Origin of the sequence: Pseudomonas sp. MIL19 (assembly GCF_028680365.1) — a bacterium.
Taxonomy (GTDB): domain Bacteria; phylum Pseudomonadota; class Gammaproteobacteria; order Pseudomonadales; family Pseudomonadaceae; genus Aquipseudomonas; species Aquipseudomonas spirodelae.
This window is the reverse complement of record NZ_JAPPVG010000019.1, coordinates 17362-34203: the sequence shown is the minus strand read 5'-3', so window position 1 is coordinate 34203 and position 16842 is coordinate 17362. Positions and strand designations below refer to the sequence as shown.

The window sequence follows — 16842 nt, the reverse complement described above, 5'->3', positions numbered from 1 at the left end:
CGGAGGTGCGTAGATGCTCCCGGAATGCCAACTGTTTGGAACGCTCGGCTGCCACCTTTGTGAGGTAGCAGAAGCCTTATTGATGCCATTTGTCGAGCATGGTCTGTTGGTCGAGTTGGTCGACATTGCTGAGCATGAATACCTGGTCGAGGATTATGCGCTTCGTATCCCGGTGTTACGTCGCTGCGATACCGGGGCCGAGTTGAACTGGCCATTCGAAGCTGAACACATTGTCGAATTTCTACGCAGCGCCTGATATCTGTGCGCTGCGTGCTGGTCACTGATTTATTCAAGGAAAAATATTGATGAGCATGGTGCATGGCGACGCCTTGTCGCTGCTGCTGTTCCGATTGCACAGCGGCCGTTTGCTGGGGATCAACCTGCTCAAGGTTCAGGAAATTATTCCATGCCCCGCGCTGACCAAGTTGCCCAGCCGCCACCCGCATGTGCGTGGTGTCACCACCCTGCGCGGGTCTGCGTTGACGGTAATCGACCTGGCCAAGGCCATCGGCGAGCAAGGGGTTCCTGGGAGCAATGACGGTTGTCTGATCGTTACTGAACTCAGCCGTTCACGGCAGGGCCTGCATGTGCAGAGCGTGGAACGCATTGTTCAGTGTTCCACCCGCGATGTGCGTCCACCGCCGGCAGGTTCCGGCAGCAAGGCGTTTATCACTGGGGTGACGCAGATCGACGGCAAGATTGTGCAGATTCTAGATATCGAAAAAGTGCTGCATGAGCTTGCACCGATGATTGTCGATGAGTTGGACGAGCAACTGTTGTCAGAGCGTGAGCGCGCACTGCTCAAGGGCCGTCGCGTGCTAGTCGTGGATGACTCCCACGTCGCGTTGCACCAGACCATGATTACCCTGCGCAAACTGGAGCTGGATTGCCAGATGGTCCGCAGCGCTGCCGACGCGCTTGAACTGCTGCAGAAGCAGTTTGATGCTGGGGAGCCCATCGAGGTGTTGGTTTCAGATATCGAAATGCCAGAAATGGACGGCTACGACCTGGTTCGTACCCTGCGTAAAAAACCAGATATCGGGCAGATCTATGTGCTGCTGCACACCTCGCTCGACAGCACCATGAACACTGAAAAAGCCAAGGCAGTCGGTGCCAATGACGTGTTGACCAAGTTCTCCATCGTCGATCTGAGTAAGGCATTGGTGCGCGCGTTCGATAGCCTGTAATAGGCTTTTCGATACCCACAAAAAAGCCCGCATTGAGCGGGCTTTTTGTGGGTTTTATCTGCGCTGGTCAGGGCAGTTAAACCAGAATTTGGTCGGAGAGACAGGATTCGAACCTGCGACCTTCTCGTCCCGAACGAGACGCGCTACCAAGCTGCGCTACACTCCGAATGGGCAAAATTTTACTGAAAAAGTTCTACCGCACAAGGGCTTAGGTTTTAATTTTTTCTATCGTCCAGCGCTCTTTAGCTGCGCCTGAAACAATCCAGGCGTCGGGTAATAAGTTTCTGACGACGCCTGGGGTATGAACTTACAGCTCTTTGACGGTGCGCACTTGATCCTTGTTGACCTTGGCGCGTTTGCCGTCGAGTTGTTCGAACTCATAGAAGCCCGAATCCTCGTCAAAACTCGGCTCATCGATGGTCTGGATTTCACGGCCATCGTTGAGGGTAATCACGGTGGGGGATGCGCAGCCTGTCAGCGCGACCAGGCCCAAGGTAAGCAGCATTGTTGGAATAATCCGCTGGGTCATGGAGATCTCCTTAATTGATAGATGTTTTACCCAGCTTGTGACGAGACTTCGCCAGGCAAGTTCCCTTCTTCCCGTTAAGAGCGCGCCGCGCTGAGTAATTCTGGCGTATTGAAGTTGGCCAGGCGCGGGTCGCCCTGCGGGAGTTCTAAGGTCAGGGGATCAAGGCTGCGCAGCCAGCGCTGTGGGCTGCGCTCACCGGCTTGCCAGGCCAACTCCAGGCTGGGACGTAGTGCGGTGGGAATGACGCTGAATAGCGGCTCAAGAAAATCCCCCTGGCGGATCACCACGGCGCGCTCGCCAGCCTGGCGTAAGAGCTCAACCAGCAGCGGCCTGTCGAGTTGCGGGGCATCGCACGGCAGGATCAGCAGATGCGTATGCAAGGCTACGCGCAGACCGGCTCTGATGCCCGCCAGGGGGCCCTGGAAGTCAGCCTCATCATCGGCCACCAGGCGATCTGCGAAATGTGCATATTGCTCGCTGTTGCGATTGCAGGAAATGATCAGATCGTCGGTCAGGGGGCGAACCAGTTCGTGCAGCCAGGCAATCAGCGGCCGGCCTTGCCAGTCGAGCAGACCCTTGTCCTGGCCGCCCATACGTTGCCCGCGCCCGCCCGAGAGCAGCAGCACGGAGCAGGCAGGAAGGGTGATAGCAGTGGGCATATGGCGTCTCCGGAAACGGGCCTGTGATATAACGGCGAGCATTATTGCCCATAACTGGAAGCCTGCCATGAACCACAAGGCCGAGGCACATTTCGTGCCCTTGAATATCGCTGTGTTGACCGTCAGTGACACCCGCAGCCTGGACACCGACACCTCCGGCCAGCTGTTTGTTGACCGCCTGCAGGCTGCCGGCCACCAGCTCGCCGCACGGGTTCTGCTCAAAGACGATCTGTACAAAATTCGTGCACAAGTGGCGACCTGGATTGCCGAAGATCAGGTACAGGTGGTGTTGATTACCGGCGGCACCGGCTTTACCGGCCGCGACAGCACTCCGGAGGCCGTGAGCTGTTTGCTGGACAAACAGGTCGATGGGTTTGGTGAGCTGTTTCGGCAAATTTCTGTGCCTGATATTGGTACGTCGACCATTCAGTCCCGCGCTCTGGCTGGTCTGGCCAACGGCACCTTGGTCTGCTGCCTGCCGGGCTCGACCAACGCCTGCCGTACTGCCTGGGACGGCATCCTCGGCGAGCAGCTGGATAACCGTCACCGCCCATGCAATTTCGTCCCGCACCTCAAGTCAGTGGCCGCTTGCGAGAGCCGTGGATGAGCGGCTGTGACAAGCCGGGATTGATGCCCGTTGAGGCGGCGCTGGCGCGTTTGCTGGCGCAGGCTGAGGTCAGTGCGATTGTTGAAACTGAACAGGTCAATCTGAGCGATGCCGCTGGCCGGGTATTGGCCGAACCGTTGCTTGCTCCGCTTGATCTGCCGCCCTGGGACAACAGCGCCATGGACGGCTACGCCCTGCGCTTGGCCGACTGGAATGACGAACCTCTGGTCGTCAGCCAACGTATCCAGGCCGGCAGTGCACCTGCGCCTTTGCAGCCGGGAACCTGCGCACGAATCTTTACCGGGGCGCCTCTACCAGCCGGCGCCGATACCGTGGAGATGCAGGAAAACGCCGTGCTCGGCGAGGATGGCCGCGTTGCTTTTAGCGAGCCACTAAAACTCGGGCAGAATGTGCGCGCTCAGGGCCAGGAAACCCGTGTTGGCGATAGCGTTCTACCCGCAGGCACGCGTCTAGGCCCGATTGAGCTGGGGCTGGCTGCGTCCTTGGGTTGCGCCAAATTGACGGTGCGTCGTCGGCCGCGCGTGGCCGTGTTGTCCACCGGCGATGAGCTGGTTGAACCTGGTCAGCCGCTTGGCCCCGGGCAGATCTACAACAGCAACCGGCGTTTACTGATCGCCTGGTTGCAGCGCCTGGGCTGCGAGGTGGTAGATGGCGGCATTTTGCTTGATGACCTGGAGCGGACTCGCTCGGCGTTGGGTGCGCTAAGTGATGTTGACCTGATTCTTTCCACCGGTGGTGTGTCGGTGGGCGAGGCGGATTTCCTCGGTATGGCCTTGCGTGAAGAGGGCGAGCTGGCGCTGTGGAAGCTGGCAATCAAACCGGGTAAACCGCTGACTTGCGGGCAGTTCCGTGGCGTACCAGTAATCGGCCTGCCGGGTAATCCGGCTTCGGCTCTGGTGACCTTCGGTTTGCTCGCGCGGCCTTATTTGCTGCGCCGTCTGGGCGTGCAGCGGGTCGAGCCGCTGGGCTTTCCGATGCCGGCGGGCTTCACCTGGAGCAAGCCAGGCAACCGACGCGAATACCTGCGTGCACGTCTGGAAAACGGCCGGGTGGTGCCTTACCCGAATCAGAGTTCCGGTGTGCTGCGCAGCGCCGCGTGGGCCGAGGGTTTTGCTGAGGTGTTGGAGAACACCACCTTGAGCGAGGGTGACAGCCTGAGGTTTATTCCGCTTAGCGAGATTCTTGGGTAGGGCCAGGCTGGCTTTATGGTGGATGAAAAAAGCGTCATCCACCCTACGGTCGAGTCGGCTGCGTTTTCCACGCGGTACACGACAGGGGAGTAGGGTGGATGGCGCTTCACTTAAGCGCCTCACTTACAGCGGCCTTGTGGTGGATGAAAACAGCGTCATCCACCCTACGGTCAAGTACGCGGGGCTTCCCGCCGGCACACTGCAAGTGCTGATGTAGGGTGGATGACGCTTTACCCATCCACCAATGCATCAATGCAAACGCGCATGGCGTTAACGATTGCGCTGGCTTTCGCGAAATTCGCCCGGCGTCTGGCCGGTCCAGGTCTTGAAGCTGCGGTGGAATGAACGCGACTCGGTAAAGCCCAGGTAGCTGGCGATGTCCTGTATCGCCAGGTCGCTGCGCAACAGGTAATGCTCGGCCAACTCCTGGCGCAGCTCATCGAGAATCTGTTGGTAGCTGGTGCCGGCCAGTTGCAAGTGGCGCTGCAGGGTGCGCACCGTCATGTTGAATTTCTCCGCCACGCGTTCCTTGCGCGGCAGACCATCCTTGAGCAGCAGGCGTAGGGCGTTTTTCACTCGTTGCGGCAGCGGCTCGTTGTCGTCTAGTCCAGCCATCAGGGTCAGGGCATGTTCTTCCAGGGTGCGCAACAGGTTAGCGTCGGCCTGGCGCAGCGGCACAGCAAGGTATTCCAGCGGCACGAGCAGCGCATTGCAGCTTTGCTCGAAGCGAATCGGGCAGCCGAAAATCGTCTGGTACTCGGCAATATCGACGCCTTCAGGTAGGGCGTGCTCGAACCAAACCTCCCGCGGCGAGCTATCTGAGTCGGAGATCCAGCGCGCATACAGCAACCACGAAGCCAGTACGTTCTCCACCATGTGCCGGCGGATCGGCTCAGCCTGATGACGGCAGGTCCAGATCAGGCGAACGTGGTCTGCACCGGCCTCGACCCGGCTGACGCCCATATCGCCCACCAGTTTTTCATAAGGCACGATGCGGCTCATGGCCTCACCGAGGGTCGCGCAGTTCATGGTGATATAGCCCAACACGCTCCAGGAGCCGGGCTGCACAAAGCGTGCGCAATGCAGGCCGAACAGTGGGTCGCCGGACACGCGCAGCAAATGCGCGAGTAGGCGTTCGTGGGTTTCGCTGGGGATGCGCTTGCCGTTGTCGGCCAGGTCCTCGGCCTTGATGCCGGCCGCCATCAGCGCTTGATCGATGTCCAGCCCCAGCTGCTCGGCATGGCGCAGGTACTTGAGCAGGGAGGGGACAGAGGTGTAGCCGAGGTTTTCCATGGGCCTGTTCTTATTCTGAGAGCATTTTCTAAATGTCTTGATTGGCGATATCGCCTGGCTCGATACGACAGTGACGCTTTGAAGCGGCCAGCTAGTATAGGCAGCCATCGAGGGTGACTGAAATATCCGGGAGACACAGATGCGACGTTGGAACGGCTGGGGTGATGAAGCAACAGTGGTGGAACTGCCGGCTCATGGCGAGGCTTTTCTGGCTGAACTGGTCGGGCCTGGCCAGCAGCTTGCTGATGCCAGCCTGGAGCAGGTGCTGGCGAAGGTTCCGGCTTCGCGTCTGCAAGCCCATCCGCTGATCTGCCTTAATGCCGAAGACCGCGTGCGCCACGCTCGTGGCCAGAGCCTGCCGGATTGGCTGGCCATGCGCTCGGGTGATTTTGGCGTGTTCCCCGACGGCGTGGCCTACCCGGAGAGCGCCGCACAGATTCGTGAGCTACTGGCTTGGGCCAGCCAGCAGGACCTGATCGTGATTCCCTATGGCGGCGGCACCTCGGTGGCTGGGCATATCAACCCGCAGGCTGGCAGCAAACCGGTGCTGACCCTGTCGCTTGAGCGCATGGGCAAACTGATTGAAATCGATCACGACAGCCTGATCGCTACCTTCGGCCCCGGCGCCAATGGCCCGCAAGTGGAAAGCCAGTTGCGCGCCCAGGGTTACACCCTTGGCCATTTCCCGCAGTCCTGGGAGCTGTCGACCCTCGGCGGCTGGGTCGCCAGCCGTTCCAGTGGTCAGCAGTCGCTGCGCTACGGGCGTATCGAGCAGCTGTTTGCCGGCGGCAAGGTCGAAACCTTCGCCGGTACCCTGGAGATTCCGACCTTCCCGGCATCTGCGGCCGGGCCTGATCTGCGCGAAATCTTGATGGGCTCGGAAGGGCGCTTCGGCATTATTTCCGAGGTCAAGGTACGCATCACCCGCTTGGCCGATCAAGAAAATTTCTACGCAGTCTTCCTGCCCAACTGGCAGCAGGCGCTGAGCGCCATTCGCAGCCTGGCTCAGGCACGGGTGCCGCTGTCGATGCTGCGCTTGTCCAACGCCATCGAAACCAAAACCCAGCTGGCCCTGGCCGGCCATCCGCAGCAGATCGCCTGGCTGGAGAAATACTTGGCCCTGCGCGGCGCCCGTGAGGGCAAGTGCATGCTGACCTTTGGCGTCACCGGCAGCCGCACGCAGAATGCCGCTTCGCTAAAGCAGGCAAAGAAGCTGCTCAAAGGCTTTGGTGGCATCTTTACCGGCACTCTGCTCGGTAAAAAATGGGCAGAAAACCGCTTCCGTTTCCCCTATCTGCGCCATGGCCTGTGGGCCGCCGGTTACGCGGTGGACACCCTGGAAACCGCCACCGACTGGAGCAACGTCGACAGCCTGCTGAACAAGCTCGAAACCAGTTTGCGCAGCGGCTTGAGCGAGGAGGGCGAGCAGGTACACGTGTTTACTCACCTGTCCCACGTCTACAACGAAGGCTCGAGCATCTACACCACTTATGTGTTCCGCCCCGGCAGTGACTACGCCGAGGCCATGGCGCGCTGGCAGAAGCTCAAGCACGCCGCCAGCCTGACCATCGCCGAGAACCGCGGCACCATCAGCCATCAGCACGGTGTCGGTCGCGATCACGCGCCTTACCTGCCGGTGGAGAAGGGCGAGCTGGGCATGGCCGCGCTCAAGAGCCTGGCCGTGCACTTCGACCCTGAACGGCGCTTGGCTCCTGGCGTGCTGATTCAGGATTGATGATGACTCAGTGGAACGCCGCCTGGCGCGAACAGGCGCTGCCTGAACTGGCCGCACGCGACTGGGATTTGATCGTCGTGGGCGGCGGTATCAGTGGTGCTGGGATTCTGCGTGAAGCAGCGCGGCGTGGCTGGAAATGCCTGCTGCTGGAGCAGCGCGACTTCGCCTGGGGCACCTCCAGCCGCTCCTCGAAGATGGTGCACGGTGGCCTGCGTTATATCGCCAAGGGCCAGTTTGGCCTGACCTGTGACTCGGTGCGTGAGCGCCAGCGTTTGCTGCAAGAAGCGCCGGGGTTGGTCGACCCCTTGAGTTTTATCATGGCGCATTACCAGGGTGGCTTTCCCGGCCCGCGCGTCTTCGGTGGCCTGCTGGCGGTGTATGACGCCCTGGCCGGCAAGCGCAACCACTTGTATTACCCGCTGCAGCAGCTGCGCTACCTGGCACCTGGCATCAAGGAGGACGGCTTGCTCGGCGGCACACGATTTTTCGATGCAGTGACCGACGATGCACGCCTGGTGCAGCGGGTGCTCGGTGAGGCCCGTGCCGAGGGCGGCGAAGCGCTCAACGGCATGCGTGTGGTTGAGCTGCTGCGTGAGAATGGGCAGGTCACCGGCCTGCTCGCCGAAGACAGCGAGACCGGCTTGCGCTACAGCTTTAAGTCCCGTGCTATGGCGCAGGCCACCGGCGCTTGGGCTGATCAGTTACTGCAGAAGACCGGGTTGGAGCATATCCGCCCACTGCGCGGCAGCCACCTGCTGCTGCCGGCCTGGCGTCTGCCGGTGGCGCATGCCTTTAGCTTCATGCACGCGTCTGACAATCGCCCGGTGTTTGTCTTCCCTTGGGAAGGCGCGACGGTGATCGGTACCACCGATCTGGATCACACGGCATCGTTGGCTGAAGAAGCACGGATCAGCCCGGACGAAGTCACTTATCTGCTCGATGCCTGCGCTCAGCAGTTTCCCGCAGCCGGGATAGGTGCGGCCGATGTGCTGTCGACATGGGCCGGCGTGCGCCCGGTGGTCAGCGATGGTGAACTAGGACGCAAACCCTCGGATGAAAAGCGCGAACACGCACTCTGGGTTGAGCCTGGCTGCGTGACCCTGGCCGGCGGCAAGCTGACCACCTTTCGCCTGCTGGCGCTGGAGGTGCTGCAGGCTTGCGCGTCGATGGTCGGCCGCACGGTCGACGACCATGGCGCGGCGACCTTTGCAGCGCTGTCCAGCCCGCCGATGCCAACGCTAAGCCCGGCTCAGCAGAAGCGCCTGATCGGCCGTTATGGTCGGGCGCTGCCACCATTGCTGGCGCTGATCGACGAGCTAGGCATAGAGCCGGTAGTCGGTACGGACACCTTATGGGCCGAACTGGCGTGGGCCGCCGAGCAGGAGTTGGTGCTGCATTTGGACGATCTGCTGCTACGCCGCACCCGCCTGGGCCTGCTGCTGGCCCAGGGCGCTGCTGCCGAACTGCCGCGTATCCGTGCGTTGTGCCAGGCGCGGTTGGGCTGGGATGACGCGCGCTGGCAGCGGGAAGAAACGGATTACCTGGCGTTGTGGCAGCAGTGTTACAGCCTGCCGAGACCGCAATGATGCGCCCCAGCTGTATAGCCCGCGTTCGACAGTAGGATGGGTCGAACGCAGCGATACCCATCGGCAATAACAAGAAGGAGTGCGTCTTGAGCGACAAAAGCTACCTGTTGGCCATCGATAACGGCACCCAGAGCATCCGGGCGCTGCTGTTCGATCTTCAGGGCAACCTACTCGCCAAGGGCAAGGTAGAGCTGGAGGCCTATTACTCCAAGCAGCCTGGTTGGGCCGAACAGGACCCCGAGTATTACTGGGCCAGCCTGGGCCAGGCCTGCGCGCAGTTGTGGCGGCAGGTGGATATTGACCGTAGTCACATCCGTGGCGTATCGCTGACCACCCAGCGCGGCACCCTGATCAATGTTGATGAGCAAGGCCAGCCGCTACGTCCGGCAATGCTCTGGCTGGATCAGCGTCAGGCCGAGGTGCGTGAGCCGATCAAGGGACCGTGGGGCTGGCTGTTCAAGCTGGCTGGCGTGCAGGGCACGGTGGATCACTTTCGTGCCCAGGCCGAAGTTAACTGGATCGCGCAGAACCAGCCAGAAATCTGGGCCAAAACCCACAAAGTGCTGTTGCTCTCCGGCTTTCTCACCCATCGGCTGTGCGGGCGTTTTGTTGACTCGTTAACCAGCTGCGTCGCCTACCTGCCGTTTGATTACAAACGTCTGCAATGGGCTAAAGACAGTGACTGGAAGTGGCAGGCCATGCCGGTACGCCGTGAGCAGTTGCCGGAGCTGTGCAAGCCTGGTGAACTGCTCGGCCATATCAGCGCCGAGGCCAGCCGGCATACCGGGATTCCCGAAGGCCTGCCGCTGATCGCTGCCGGTGCGGACAAGGCCTGTGAAGTGCTCGGTGCGGGCGGTGTCGAACCGTCCACCGCCTGCTTGTCCTACGGCACCACGGCAACGATCAACACCACGCGCAGCCGCTACCTGGAAACTGTACCGCTGATTCCACCGTACCCTTCAGCGATTCCCGATCACTTCAATACCGAGGTGATGATCTATCGCGGCTTCTGGATGGTCAGTTGGTTCAAACAGGAGTTCGGCCTGCGCGAGATGCAGCGCGCCAAGGCGCTAGGCGTCGAGCCTGAGGCGTTGTTCGATGAGTTGGTTAACAGCGTACCGGCTGGCTCCATGGGCCTGATGCTGCAGCCGTATTGGTCGCCTGGCATTCGTGAACCGGGGCTGGAGGCCAAGGGTTCGATCATCGGCTTTGGTGACGTGCACACCCGTGCCCACATCTACCGGGCGATTCTCGAAGGGCTGGCGTATGCCCTGCGTCAGGGCAAGGAGAAAATCGAGAAGCGTTCGGGTACTCGCATCACTCGCCTACGGGTTTCCGGTGGCGGTTCGCAAAGCGATGCAGCCATGCAGCTGACCGCCGATATCTTCGGTCTGCCAGCCGAGCGCCCACACCTTTACGAAACCAGCGGCCTGGGCGCAGCGATCAACTGTGCAGTAGGGCTGGGCCTGCACCCTGATTACCCCACGGCGATTGCCGCCATGACCCGAGTTGGCCAGGTGTTCGAGCCTAATCCTGAGGCGCAGCGCACCTATCAGCAGCTCTACACCCAGGTTTATCAGCGCATGTACAAGCAGCTTAAGCCGCTGTACCAGACCATCCGCAAAATCACCGGTTACCCGGCTTGAAAGGCTGCTTGGCTTGTAGGATGGGTTGAGCGCAGCGATACCCATCGGCATAGCGATGGGTTATGCCTTCGACTAACCAGCGCGGCTCTCCCCATCCTTGGGGCTAAGCCAGCACTGCGGTCACGCCACATCCACCAAGATGATTTCGCTATCCTCGATAGCCGTTACCCGGATCACCTCGACATCGCTGACGGCGACGCCATCACGGGCCTGAGCGCTGACGCCGTTAACCTCGATACTGCCGCTGGCGGCCATCAAATATGCCCGGCGCGCTGCACCAATCGGGTACTCGGTGCTTTGGCCGGCTTGCAGGGTGGCTGCTGCCATACGCGCGTTAGTACGGATCGACAGCGCGTCCTGATCTTCGGCAAAGCCGCTGGCCAGGGTGACAAAGGCACCGGCGCGCTCGCCTTTAGGGAATGGCTTGGCCCCCCAGGATGGCGGTAGACCTGATTGGTTGGGCTGAATCCAGATCTGGAAGATTTTGGTTGTGGTGTCTTCCAGGTTGTATTCGCTGTGTGCAATCCCGGTGCCGGCGCTCATCACCTGCACATCACCGGCTTCGGTACGGCCATGGTTACCCAGATTATCTTTGTGGGTGATGGCGCCTTGGCGTACATAGGTGATGATTTCCATATCGCGGTGCGGATGGGTTGGAAAACCCGTCTGCGGCGCGATTTCATCATCGTTCCACACCCGCAGCGGGCCCCAGCTCATGCGCGTCGGGTCATAGTATTCGGCAAAGGAAAAGTGATGACGGGCATTAAGCCAGCCGTGATGGGCACCACCGAGTTTGGCGAAGGGGCGTACTTCGATCATCTGCATATCCTCATGAATGAGCACCGGCGCTTGCTGCGGTGTTCGTGGGCAATGGATAGATGATCCAATAAATCAATACGATTAAAAATGCTTAAATATTGAGCTTAATAATCGTTATTTTTGATGTTTTTATAAGCTTCGGTTTGCCACATCCTGGCGGATCCAGTATCAAATGGCTGTGCTGAGTATTTGTCTAAGGCGTGAAAAGGAAGCCGCTAATGCAGGAACGTAAAGCACTGTTAATTCTGCATGGCAAGCAAGCGCTCAATACCGAAGTGAGAGCGGCCGTGCAGGCACGCCGTAAAGAGGGTTGGCAGCTGGACGTGCGCGTCACCTGGGAGGCCGGTGATGCGCAGCGCATGGTGCGCGAAGCGTTGCAGGCGGGTTACCCAACGCTGGTCGCCGGTGGTGGTGACGGCACCCTGCGTGATGTGGCCGAAGCCATGGCGCACGCTAAAACCAACGCCAGCCTGGTGTTACTGCCATTGGGCACCGCCAATGATTTTGCTCATGCCGCCGGGGTGCCGCTGGCGCCCATGGCAGCGCTGGCCTTGCTGGATGAGCCGGCGCAGCCGATTGACTTGGGTGAAGTCGACGGCCAGGTGTTCCTCAACATGGCCACGGGCGGTTTTGGTTCCAGCGTCACCGCCAACACCTCGGAAGAGCTTAAGCGTGTCTTGGGTGGGGCCGCTTACTTGCTGACAGGGTTGAGCCGCTTTGCCGAGGTAGAGTCGTCGTTTGGTCGCTTTTCCGGGCCAGATTTTCAGTGGGAAGGTGAGTTTATCGCCCTCGGTATTGGCAATGGTCGGCAGGCTGGCGGTGGGCATGTGTTGTGTCCGCAGGCGCGGGTTAATGATGGCCTGCTGGATGTGTGCATTGTGCCGGCAGCAGCTGATGTGGTCGGCACCCTGGGCACGCTATTGTCGGGCGGCATCAATGGCTTGCAGAGTGTGGCCCTCAGTGCGCGGCTGGCTTGGTTAGAGGTGGATGCCCCGCAAGGCCTTGATCTCAATCTGGACGGGGAGCCGATGGGAAGTCGTCAATTACGCTTTGTTGCCCTGCCGGCCGCTTTACGGGTGCATTTACCGGCAGGTTCGCCGCTGTTGCAGGCCTAGCTTGTCCCTGATGGGCCTTTGCGAGGCCCTTGTTGCACGATGCGCTTCGTTATCTGCCTTTAGATGGGCGGCCTATAGCCGATACACTAGGGCATGGCCATTTGAACTAGGCTAAATCGATCAGTGAACAGGAGCGCATGATGGCCGGTATTCTCGACTCAGTGAACCAACGTACCCAGCTGGTGGGCGAGAATCGCCTGGAAATTCTGATGTTCCGCCTGGTTGGCCGGCAACTGTTTGCAATCAACGTGTTCAAGGTGCAGGAAGTGCTGCAGATGCCCAAACTGACGTTGATGCCGCAGCGTCATCGATTTGTCTGCGGGGTGGTCAACTTGCGTGGGCAGACCCTGCCGGTGATCGATTTGTCCCAGGCCATCGGCATGCGCCCCATTGTGCCGGATGAGCGCAGCACCATTATCGTTACGGAATACAACCGCTCGGTGCAGGCTTTCTTGGTCGGCGGTGTCGAGCGCATCCTCAACCTCAACTGGGAGTCCATCTTGCCGCCACCAGGTGGTGCAGGACGACAGCATTATCTGACGGCGATCACCAAAGTCGAAGACCAGATTGTTGAAGTTATCGACGTGGAAAAAGTACTGTCAGAAATTACCCCTATGAGCACCAAGGTTTCGCCGGAGAAGCTTGCCTCTCCGCTGCTTGAGCATGCGCGTGGTCGCGAAGTGTTGTTGGTGGACGACTCGAACGTCGCAATTACCCAACTCAAAGGCACCATGGCGCAGCTGGATATTCGCTGCCATTGCGCCAGTGATGGTCTGCGCGCCTTGAACTTGCTGAAGAGTTGGGCGGATGCGGGCATTGATGTGCACGAAAAGCTGCTGATGGTGATTACCGATGCGGAAATGCCAGAGATGGATGGCTACCGCCTGACCACGGAAATCCGCAACGACCCGCGCCTCAAGAATTTGTACGTGGCGTTGCACACATCGTTGTCCGGCAGCTTCAACGAGGCCATGGTGAAGAAGGTCGGCTGCGACAACTTCCTGTCTAAATTCCAGCCGGACAAGTTGGTGGATGTCGTGTGCGACCGCTTGGCACTTCTGCAGTCGGCTGACTAGCTAGGCCCTGCGTTTGCGTCAGGTCTGGGCTATTCGCTCAGGCGCTGGCGCAGTTGCTCAATGCGCTCGCGGTTAACGTCAAAGTCCGCATAGCCCAGGCGTGACGCCGAGCGCACATCCACCGCAGTTGCGCCGACCATAAACTCCACATCATCCACAAAGCGCATCAGCTTGCTGCTGAATTCTGCGCGCAAATACCCCGGTGCTTCATCCACCAGAAGCGCCCGCGGTTCATTGCTGATCAGGGCTTTAAGGCGTGCTTGGGTTTGCTCGGGTGAGCCCTGCAGGGGCAGTGGTTTGATGGCGTGTTGGGCATCGCTGGCCTGGCTGTTTACGCAGTTTGGTGAATCTGGGCAGGCGGCCAAACGACCATTTTGGATGCCTAGGTTGTCCGGCGGGCTGCCGCTGCAGGCGCTTAGCAACGTGGCAAATGACAGCGCCAGGGCAGGCTTGTAGGTGCGGCGGCTTACTCGTATAAGTGCATTTTGCCAAAAGGAAGTTGGGTTCATGTTGCATCTCTCCGGGTTGTACCGCTATCCACTGAAATCAGCGATGGGTGAAGCCCTGCGCGAAACGGAGCTGGACACCTTGGGCGTGCAGGGTGACCGACGCTGGATGGTAGTCGATACGCAAACGGGGCGCTTCCTTACCCAGCGTTTGCTGGCGCAGATGACGCAGCTGCAGGCGCGTTGGCTGGGGAGCACGCAGCTGCAGCTAAGTGCGCCAGGTATGAGCGATCTACAGGTGGTGGTGCCGGATGAGCAGGCGTCGCTGCGCGCTGTGACGATCTGGCGTGACAGCCTGCAGGTGCCAGATGCCGGTGATGCGGCTGCACAGTGGCTGAGCGAGTGGTTGGGGCGTGCCTGCCGGCTGGTGCAAGTATCAGAGCCGCGTGCACGGCAGGTTGATACGGCTTATGCCGAGGCGGGTGACAAGGTGGCGTTTGCCGATGGCTTTCCTTTGCTGCTGATCGGCCAAGCGTCGCTGGATGACCTCTCGGCGAGGGTTGGCCGGCCGTTACCGATGCTGCGTTTTCGTCCCAACCTGGTGGTCAGTGGCAGCGCGGCTTATGCCGAGGACAGCTGGAAGCGGATTCGTATTGGCGAGTTGGAGTTTCGCGTGGTCAAGGGCTGCTCACGCTGCATCATGACCACCCTCGACCCACAAACCGGCAAGCGCAGCGCAGACCGTGAGCCGCTGACCACGCTGAAAACTTACCGTGAGCGTAATGGTGAGGTGTTTTTCGGACAGAACCTGATCGCCTGCGGCGAGGGCTATTTGCGGTTGGATATGCCGGTTCAGGTGTTGGAGTAGGGCGGCAATGCACGCTCAACAGGTGCTGTTGAGCGTGCAGGATGAGCCTTTACTGGTCGAAGTAACGCTCGTGCCACGCCACCAAGGGCTGCGGCGCGTTGAGTTTGTCGCCATAGATCACTGAGTAGGACAGCACGTTCTGCACATATTGGCGGGTTTCATCAAACGGGATGTTCTCGATCCACACGTCATATGACAGGTGATCCGCCCCGCGCAGCCACTGACGAACACGGCCTGGGCCAGCGTTGTAGGCCGCGGAGGCGAGCACGCGGTTACCGTTGAACTGGCCGTATATCTGGCTCAGATAGGCCGCGCCCAGTTGAATATTGACCTCCGGTCGGTAAGCCAGCTGCGGCGATGACAGCGGAATACCGAAGCGTTTGGCGGTTTCCTTGGCCGTGGCGGGCATCAGCTGCATCAAACCCATCGCCCCAACCCCGGACTTGGCGTCGGACATAAAGCCACTTTCCTGACGGGTGATGGCAAATACCCAACTGGAGTGAATGTCGCGGTTGCGTGCCTCGCGCACCAGTTGCTCACGGTGGGCCATTGGGAAGCGCACATCCAGGTCGTCCCAATACTGCGCTTGGCTGATGGTGCGAATGGCGGGGAAGTACCAGCCCATCTCGTAGGCCAGGCGCGCCTGGGCGACCATTTCATCGCGGCTAAACAAACGCGTGACGTTGTACCACTCGCGCCGCCCATCGGCGACCTGGCCACGGGCGTGGAACTCCAGGGCGCGACGAATGGCCGCCGAGTTACGCACTTTGTTGATGGTTTGCGGGCTCAGGGCCAGCGGCTTGTTTCTCAGCTGATAGGGCGCCTGTACTTGGTCGGCGGCCATAAAGCCATAGAAGTCACGTTCCTTGGCCAGCGACTGGTACAGGGCTTTTGGCGCCTGGCTGTTGGGCTGCGCGAGTTGCAATGTGCGCGCCTGCCAGTAACGCCAGCGGTTGGTGTTGCCGAGTTCGGCGGGCATTTGGTGGGTTAGCTGGTTGGCTTCCTCCCAGCGGCCCAGGCGCAGCAGCAAGCGCGCGCGCCACTCGCTTACAGTGTTGTCACGCAGCTCGGGGTCATACTTGGCCATTACTTGCAAGGCACGAGCATCGAACCGCTTGGCCAAGGTCAGGCCGATTTCGCGGGCGATGGCGACTTGTTCCGTGCTGGAGAACTTCATGCGCTGGGCATAGCTGTCGAGCAGTTTGAGCGCGCTTTCCGGGTCCTGACGGGCCAGGCGGCGCAGGCCAAGGCCGACGATGTCAGCGCTGGCTGGGTCAGTTTGTGTGAAGCGACTGGTTTGTTTCAGCAGCTCAGGCTTTTGCGCGACCTCCAGCAGGTTTTTGCCCTGGTTGCCCAGCGGCGGCAGGCTCTTGATCAGGTGGCTGAGCAGGCCATAGTTACGCGACTCGGCTGCCAGTTTGGCGCGCTGCCAGCGTTTCTGTTCAGTGAGCTGGCCTTCCGCCGCCCAGCGCTCGAATAGCGGGTCGCAGGCATTGGGCTGCGATTTGCCCACCAGCCAGAGTTTTTCGGCGGTGGCATTACCTTCAGCGCGCATGCCATGGCTCAGTTGGTACTGGCCATACAGGCAATCGAGTTCGGTGAAGTTCAGCGCCGGGTCGTAGTGGTTGATAAAAGTCTGCCATTCACCGCGCTCGGCCAGCCAACGCAGCCAACGCAGCTTCATCCAGTTGATTTGCGGCAGGTCACCATGTTCAGCGAGGAACTTCTCGATCTCGTCATTGCTTGCCCATTTCAGCCGCGCCGTCAGCTCGTCATAGGCCAGGTAAGGCTCCAGCGGGTAGTCGCGCAGAGCGTTGGCATAACGCTGGTAAGGCTCTTTGTCACCTTTGGCCAGTGCCGCTTTGGCCTGGTCGTAATACTGGCGTTGTTGCGCCAGGGTGGCGGCCTGCGCCGCAGATAACCCGAAGGAGGACAGCAATAGGCAGGACAATAGGTTGAGCAGGGGACCGCGCATGATACTTCCAGGCAAATAGTGCGTATGACCCTAGCTTAGTCCTTTGCCTGGGGAGGGTGAAGGCTCAAAGCGTTGCAGCGCGTAATTGCT

16 protein-coding genes and 1 tRNA gene are annotated in these 16842 nt (G+C 60.2%); 10 read left to right on the top strand and 7 right to left on the bottom strand.

Features of this window, described 5'->3' with window-relative positions; translation table 11 throughout:
• Nucleotides 1–13: 13 nt before the first annotated feature.
• Together N1078_RS13280 and N1078_RS13275 are read left to right on the top strand one after the other, a co-directional pair.
• Nucleotides 14–256, top strand: a complete 243-nt coding sequence (locus N1078_RS13280) for a glutaredoxin family protein (RefSeq protein WP_274088647.1) — start codon at nucleotides 14–16, stop codon at nucleotides 254–256.
• 49 nt (nucleotides 257–305) lie between these two features.
• Nucleotides 306–1187: a chemotaxis protein CheV gene (locus N1078_RS13275; protein WP_274088646.1), complete on the top strand. Its 882-nt coding sequence runs from the start codon at nucleotides 306–308 to the stop codon at nucleotides 1185–1187.
• Nucleotides 1188–1276: 89 nt separating this feature from the next.
• Here N1078_RS13275 and N1078_RS13270 read toward each other — a convergent pair.
• The 3 genes from N1078_RS13270 to mobA all read right to left on the bottom strand — a co-directional run bounded on the left by N1078_RS13270 (nucleotide 1277) and on the right by mobA (nucleotide 2375).
• Nucleotides 1277–1353, bottom strand: a tRNA-Pro gene (locus tag N1078_RS13270).
• Between the two features lie 141 nt (nucleotides 1354–1494).
• Nucleotides 1495–1716 carry a YgdI/YgdR family lipoprotein gene (locus tag N1078_RS13265; RefSeq protein WP_274088645.1) on the bottom strand — a complete coding sequence of 74 codons (222 nt, stop codon included), beginning with the start codon at nucleotides 1714–1716 and terminating at the stop codon, nucleotides 1495–1497.
• Nucleotides 1717–1790: 74 nt separating this feature from the next.
• Nucleotides 1791–2375: a molybdenum cofactor guanylyltransferase MobA gene (gene mobA / locus N1078_RS13260; RefSeq protein WP_274088644.1), complete on the bottom strand. Its 585-nt coding sequence runs from the start codon at nucleotides 2373–2375 to the stop codon at nucleotides 1791–1793.
• A gap of 67 nt (nucleotides 2376–2442) precedes the next feature.
• Here mobA and moaB point away from each other — a divergent pair, with 67 nt between their 5' ends.
• Together moaB and N1078_RS13250 are read left to right on the top strand one after the other, a co-directional pair.
• A complete protein-coding gene (gene moaB / locus N1078_RS13255) occupies nucleotides 2443–2982 on the top strand; it encodes a molybdenum cofactor biosynthesis protein B (RefSeq protein ID WP_274088643.1) in 540 nt (179 codons plus the stop codon).
• Nucleotides 2979–4193 carry a molybdopterin molybdotransferase MoeA gene (locus N1078_RS13250; RefSeq protein ID WP_274088642.1) on the top strand — a complete coding sequence of 405 codons (1215 nt, stop codon included), beginning with the start codon at nucleotides 2979–2981 and terminating at the stop codon, nucleotides 4191–4193. Before moaB ends, N1078_RS13250 begins: the two co-directional genes overlap by 4 nt.
• A gap of 270 nt (nucleotides 4194–4463) precedes the next feature.
• Here N1078_RS13250 and gliR read toward each other — a convergent pair whose 3' ends face one another.
• Nucleotides 4464–5486 carry an AraC family transcriptional regulator GliR gene (gliR, locus tag N1078_RS13245; protein WP_274088641.1) on the bottom strand — a complete coding sequence of 341 codons (1023 nt, stop codon included), beginning with the start codon at nucleotides 5484–5486 and terminating at the stop codon, nucleotides 4464–4466.
• Nucleotides 5487–5625: 139 nt separating this feature from the next.
• Here gliR and N1078_RS13240 point away from each other — a divergent pair, with 139 nt between their 5' ends.
• From N1078_RS13240 to N1078_RS13230, 3 genes are all read left to right on the top strand, one after another.
• Nucleotides 5626–7221, top strand: coding sequence for an FAD-binding oxidoreductase (locus N1078_RS13240; protein ID WP_274088640.1), 1596 nt, complete (start codon nucleotides 5626–5628; stop codon nucleotides 7219–7221).
• Nucleotides 7221–8807 (top strand): FAD-dependent oxidoreductase, encoded by a 1587-nt coding sequence (locus tag N1078_RS13235; RefSeq protein ID WP_443218113.1) that lies wholly within the window; start codon nucleotides 7221–7223, stop codon nucleotides 8805–8807. Before N1078_RS13240 ends, N1078_RS13235 begins: the two co-directional genes overlap by 1 nt.
• Before the next feature lie 86 nt (nucleotides 8808–8893).
• A complete protein-coding gene (locus N1078_RS13230) occupies nucleotides 8894–10453 on the top strand; it encodes an FGGY-family carbohydrate kinase (RefSeq protein ID WP_274088638.1) in 1560 nt (519 codons plus the stop codon).
• A gap of 120 nt (nucleotides 10454–10573) precedes the next feature.
• Here the strand turns inward: N1078_RS13230 and N1078_RS13225 are convergent, their stop codons facing one another.
• On the bottom strand, nucleotides 10574–11272 hold the full coding sequence (locus N1078_RS13225; RefSeq protein WP_274088637.1) for a pirin family protein: 699 nt from the start codon (nucleotides 11270–11272) through the stop codon (nucleotides 10574–10576).
• A 218-nt stretch (nucleotides 11273–11490) separates the two neighbouring features.
• Here N1078_RS13225 and yegS point away from each other — a divergent pair, with 218 nt between their 5' ends.
• Together yegS and N1078_RS13215 are read left to right on the top strand one after the other, a co-directional pair.
• Nucleotides 11491–12387, top strand: a complete 897-nt coding sequence (gene yegS, locus N1078_RS13220) for a lipid kinase YegS (RefSeq protein ID WP_274088636.1) — start codon at nucleotides 11491–11493, stop codon at nucleotides 12385–12387.
• Nucleotides 12388–12527: 140 nt separating this feature from the next.
• Nucleotides 12528–13463, top strand: coding sequence for a chemotaxis protein (locus N1078_RS13215; RefSeq protein WP_274088635.1), 936 nt, complete (start codon nucleotides 12528–12530; stop codon nucleotides 13461–13463).
• A gap of 29 nt (nucleotides 13464–13492) precedes the next feature.
• Here N1078_RS13215 and N1078_RS13210 read toward each other — a convergent pair whose 3' ends face one another.
• Nucleotides 13493–13972 carry a DUF1499 domain-containing protein gene (locus tag N1078_RS13210; RefSeq protein ID WP_274088634.1) on the bottom strand — a complete coding sequence of 160 codons (480 nt, stop codon included), beginning with the start codon at nucleotides 13970–13972 and terminating at the stop codon, nucleotides 13493–13495.
• Between N1078_RS13210 and N1078_RS13205 the strand changes: the two genes are divergently transcribed.
• Entirely contained in the window at nucleotides 13971–14777 is an 807-nt protein-coding gene (locus tag N1078_RS13205; RefSeq protein ID WP_274088633.1) for an MOSC domain-containing protein, read from the top strand. The genes N1078_RS13210 and N1078_RS13205 overlap by 2 nt on opposite strands.
• Nucleotides 14778–14826: 49 nt before the next feature.
• Here the strand turns inward: N1078_RS13205 and N1078_RS13200 are convergent, their stop codons facing one another.
• On the bottom strand, nucleotides 14827–16752 hold the full coding sequence (locus N1078_RS13200) for a transglycosylase SLT domain-containing protein (protein ID WP_274088632.1): 1926 nt from the start codon (nucleotides 16750–16752) through the stop codon (nucleotides 14827–14829).
• Nucleotides 16753–16842 lie beyond the last annotated feature (90 nt).

Bases quoted from the DNA above. Each gene is read 5' to 3' on its own strand.
- mobA (WP_274088644.1), bottom strand. From the start codon at position 2,375: ATGCCCACTGCTATCACCCTTCCTGCCTGCTCCGTGCTGCTGCTCTCG.
- N1078_RS13215 (WP_274088635.1), top strand. From the start codon at position 12,528: ATGGCCGGTATTCTCGACTCAGTGAACCAACGTACCCAGCTGGTGGGC.
- N1078_RS13280 (WP_274088647.1), top strand. From the start codon at position 14: ATGCTCCCGGAATGCCAACTGTTTGGAACGCTCGGCTGCCACCTTTGT.
- N1078_RS13265 (WP_274088645.1), bottom strand. From the start codon at position 1,716: ATGACCCAGCGGATTATTCCAACAATGCTGCTTACCTTGGGCCTGGTC.
- gliR (WP_274088641.1), bottom strand. From the start codon at position 5,486: ATGGAAAACCTCGGCTACACCTCTGTCCCCTCCCTGCTCAAGTACCTG.
- N1078_RS13275 (WP_274088646.1), top strand. From the start codon at position 306: ATGAGCATGGTGCATGGCGACGCCTTGTCGCTGCTGCTGTTCCGATTG.
- N1078_RS13235 (WP_443218113.1), top strand. From the start codon at position 7,221: ATGATGACTCAGTGGAACGCCGCCTGGCGCGAACAGGCGCTGCCTGAA.
- N1078_RS13210 (WP_274088634.1), bottom strand. From the start codon at position 13,972: ATGAACCCAACTTCCTTTTGGCAAAATGCACTTATACGAGTAAGCCGC.
- N1078_RS13225 (WP_274088637.1), bottom strand. From the start codon at position 11,272: ATGATCGAAGTACGCCCCTTCGCCAAACTCGGTGGTGCCCATCACGGC.
- N1078_RS13240 (WP_274088640.1), top strand. From the start codon at position 5,626: ATGCGACGTTGGAACGGCTGGGGTGATGAAGCAACAGTGGTGGAACTG.
- yegS (WP_274088636.1), top strand. From the start codon at position 11,491: ATGCAGGAACGTAAAGCACTGTTAATTCTGCATGGCAAGCAAGCGCTC.
- N1078_RS13200 (WP_274088632.1), bottom strand. From the start codon at position 16,752: ATGCGCGGTCCCCTGCTCAACCTATTGTCCTGCCTATTGCTGTCCTCC.
- N1078_RS13205 (WP_274088633.1), top strand. From the start codon at position 13,971: ATGTTGCATCTCTCCGGGTTGTACCGCTATCCACTGAAATCAGCGATG.
- moaB (WP_274088643.1), top strand. From the start codon at position 2,443: ATGAACCACAAGGCCGAGGCACATTTCGTGCCCTTGAATATCGCTGTG.
- N1078_RS13250 (WP_274088642.1), top strand. From the start codon at position 2,979: ATGAGCGGCTGTGACAAGCCGGGATTGATGCCCGTTGAGGCGGCGCTG.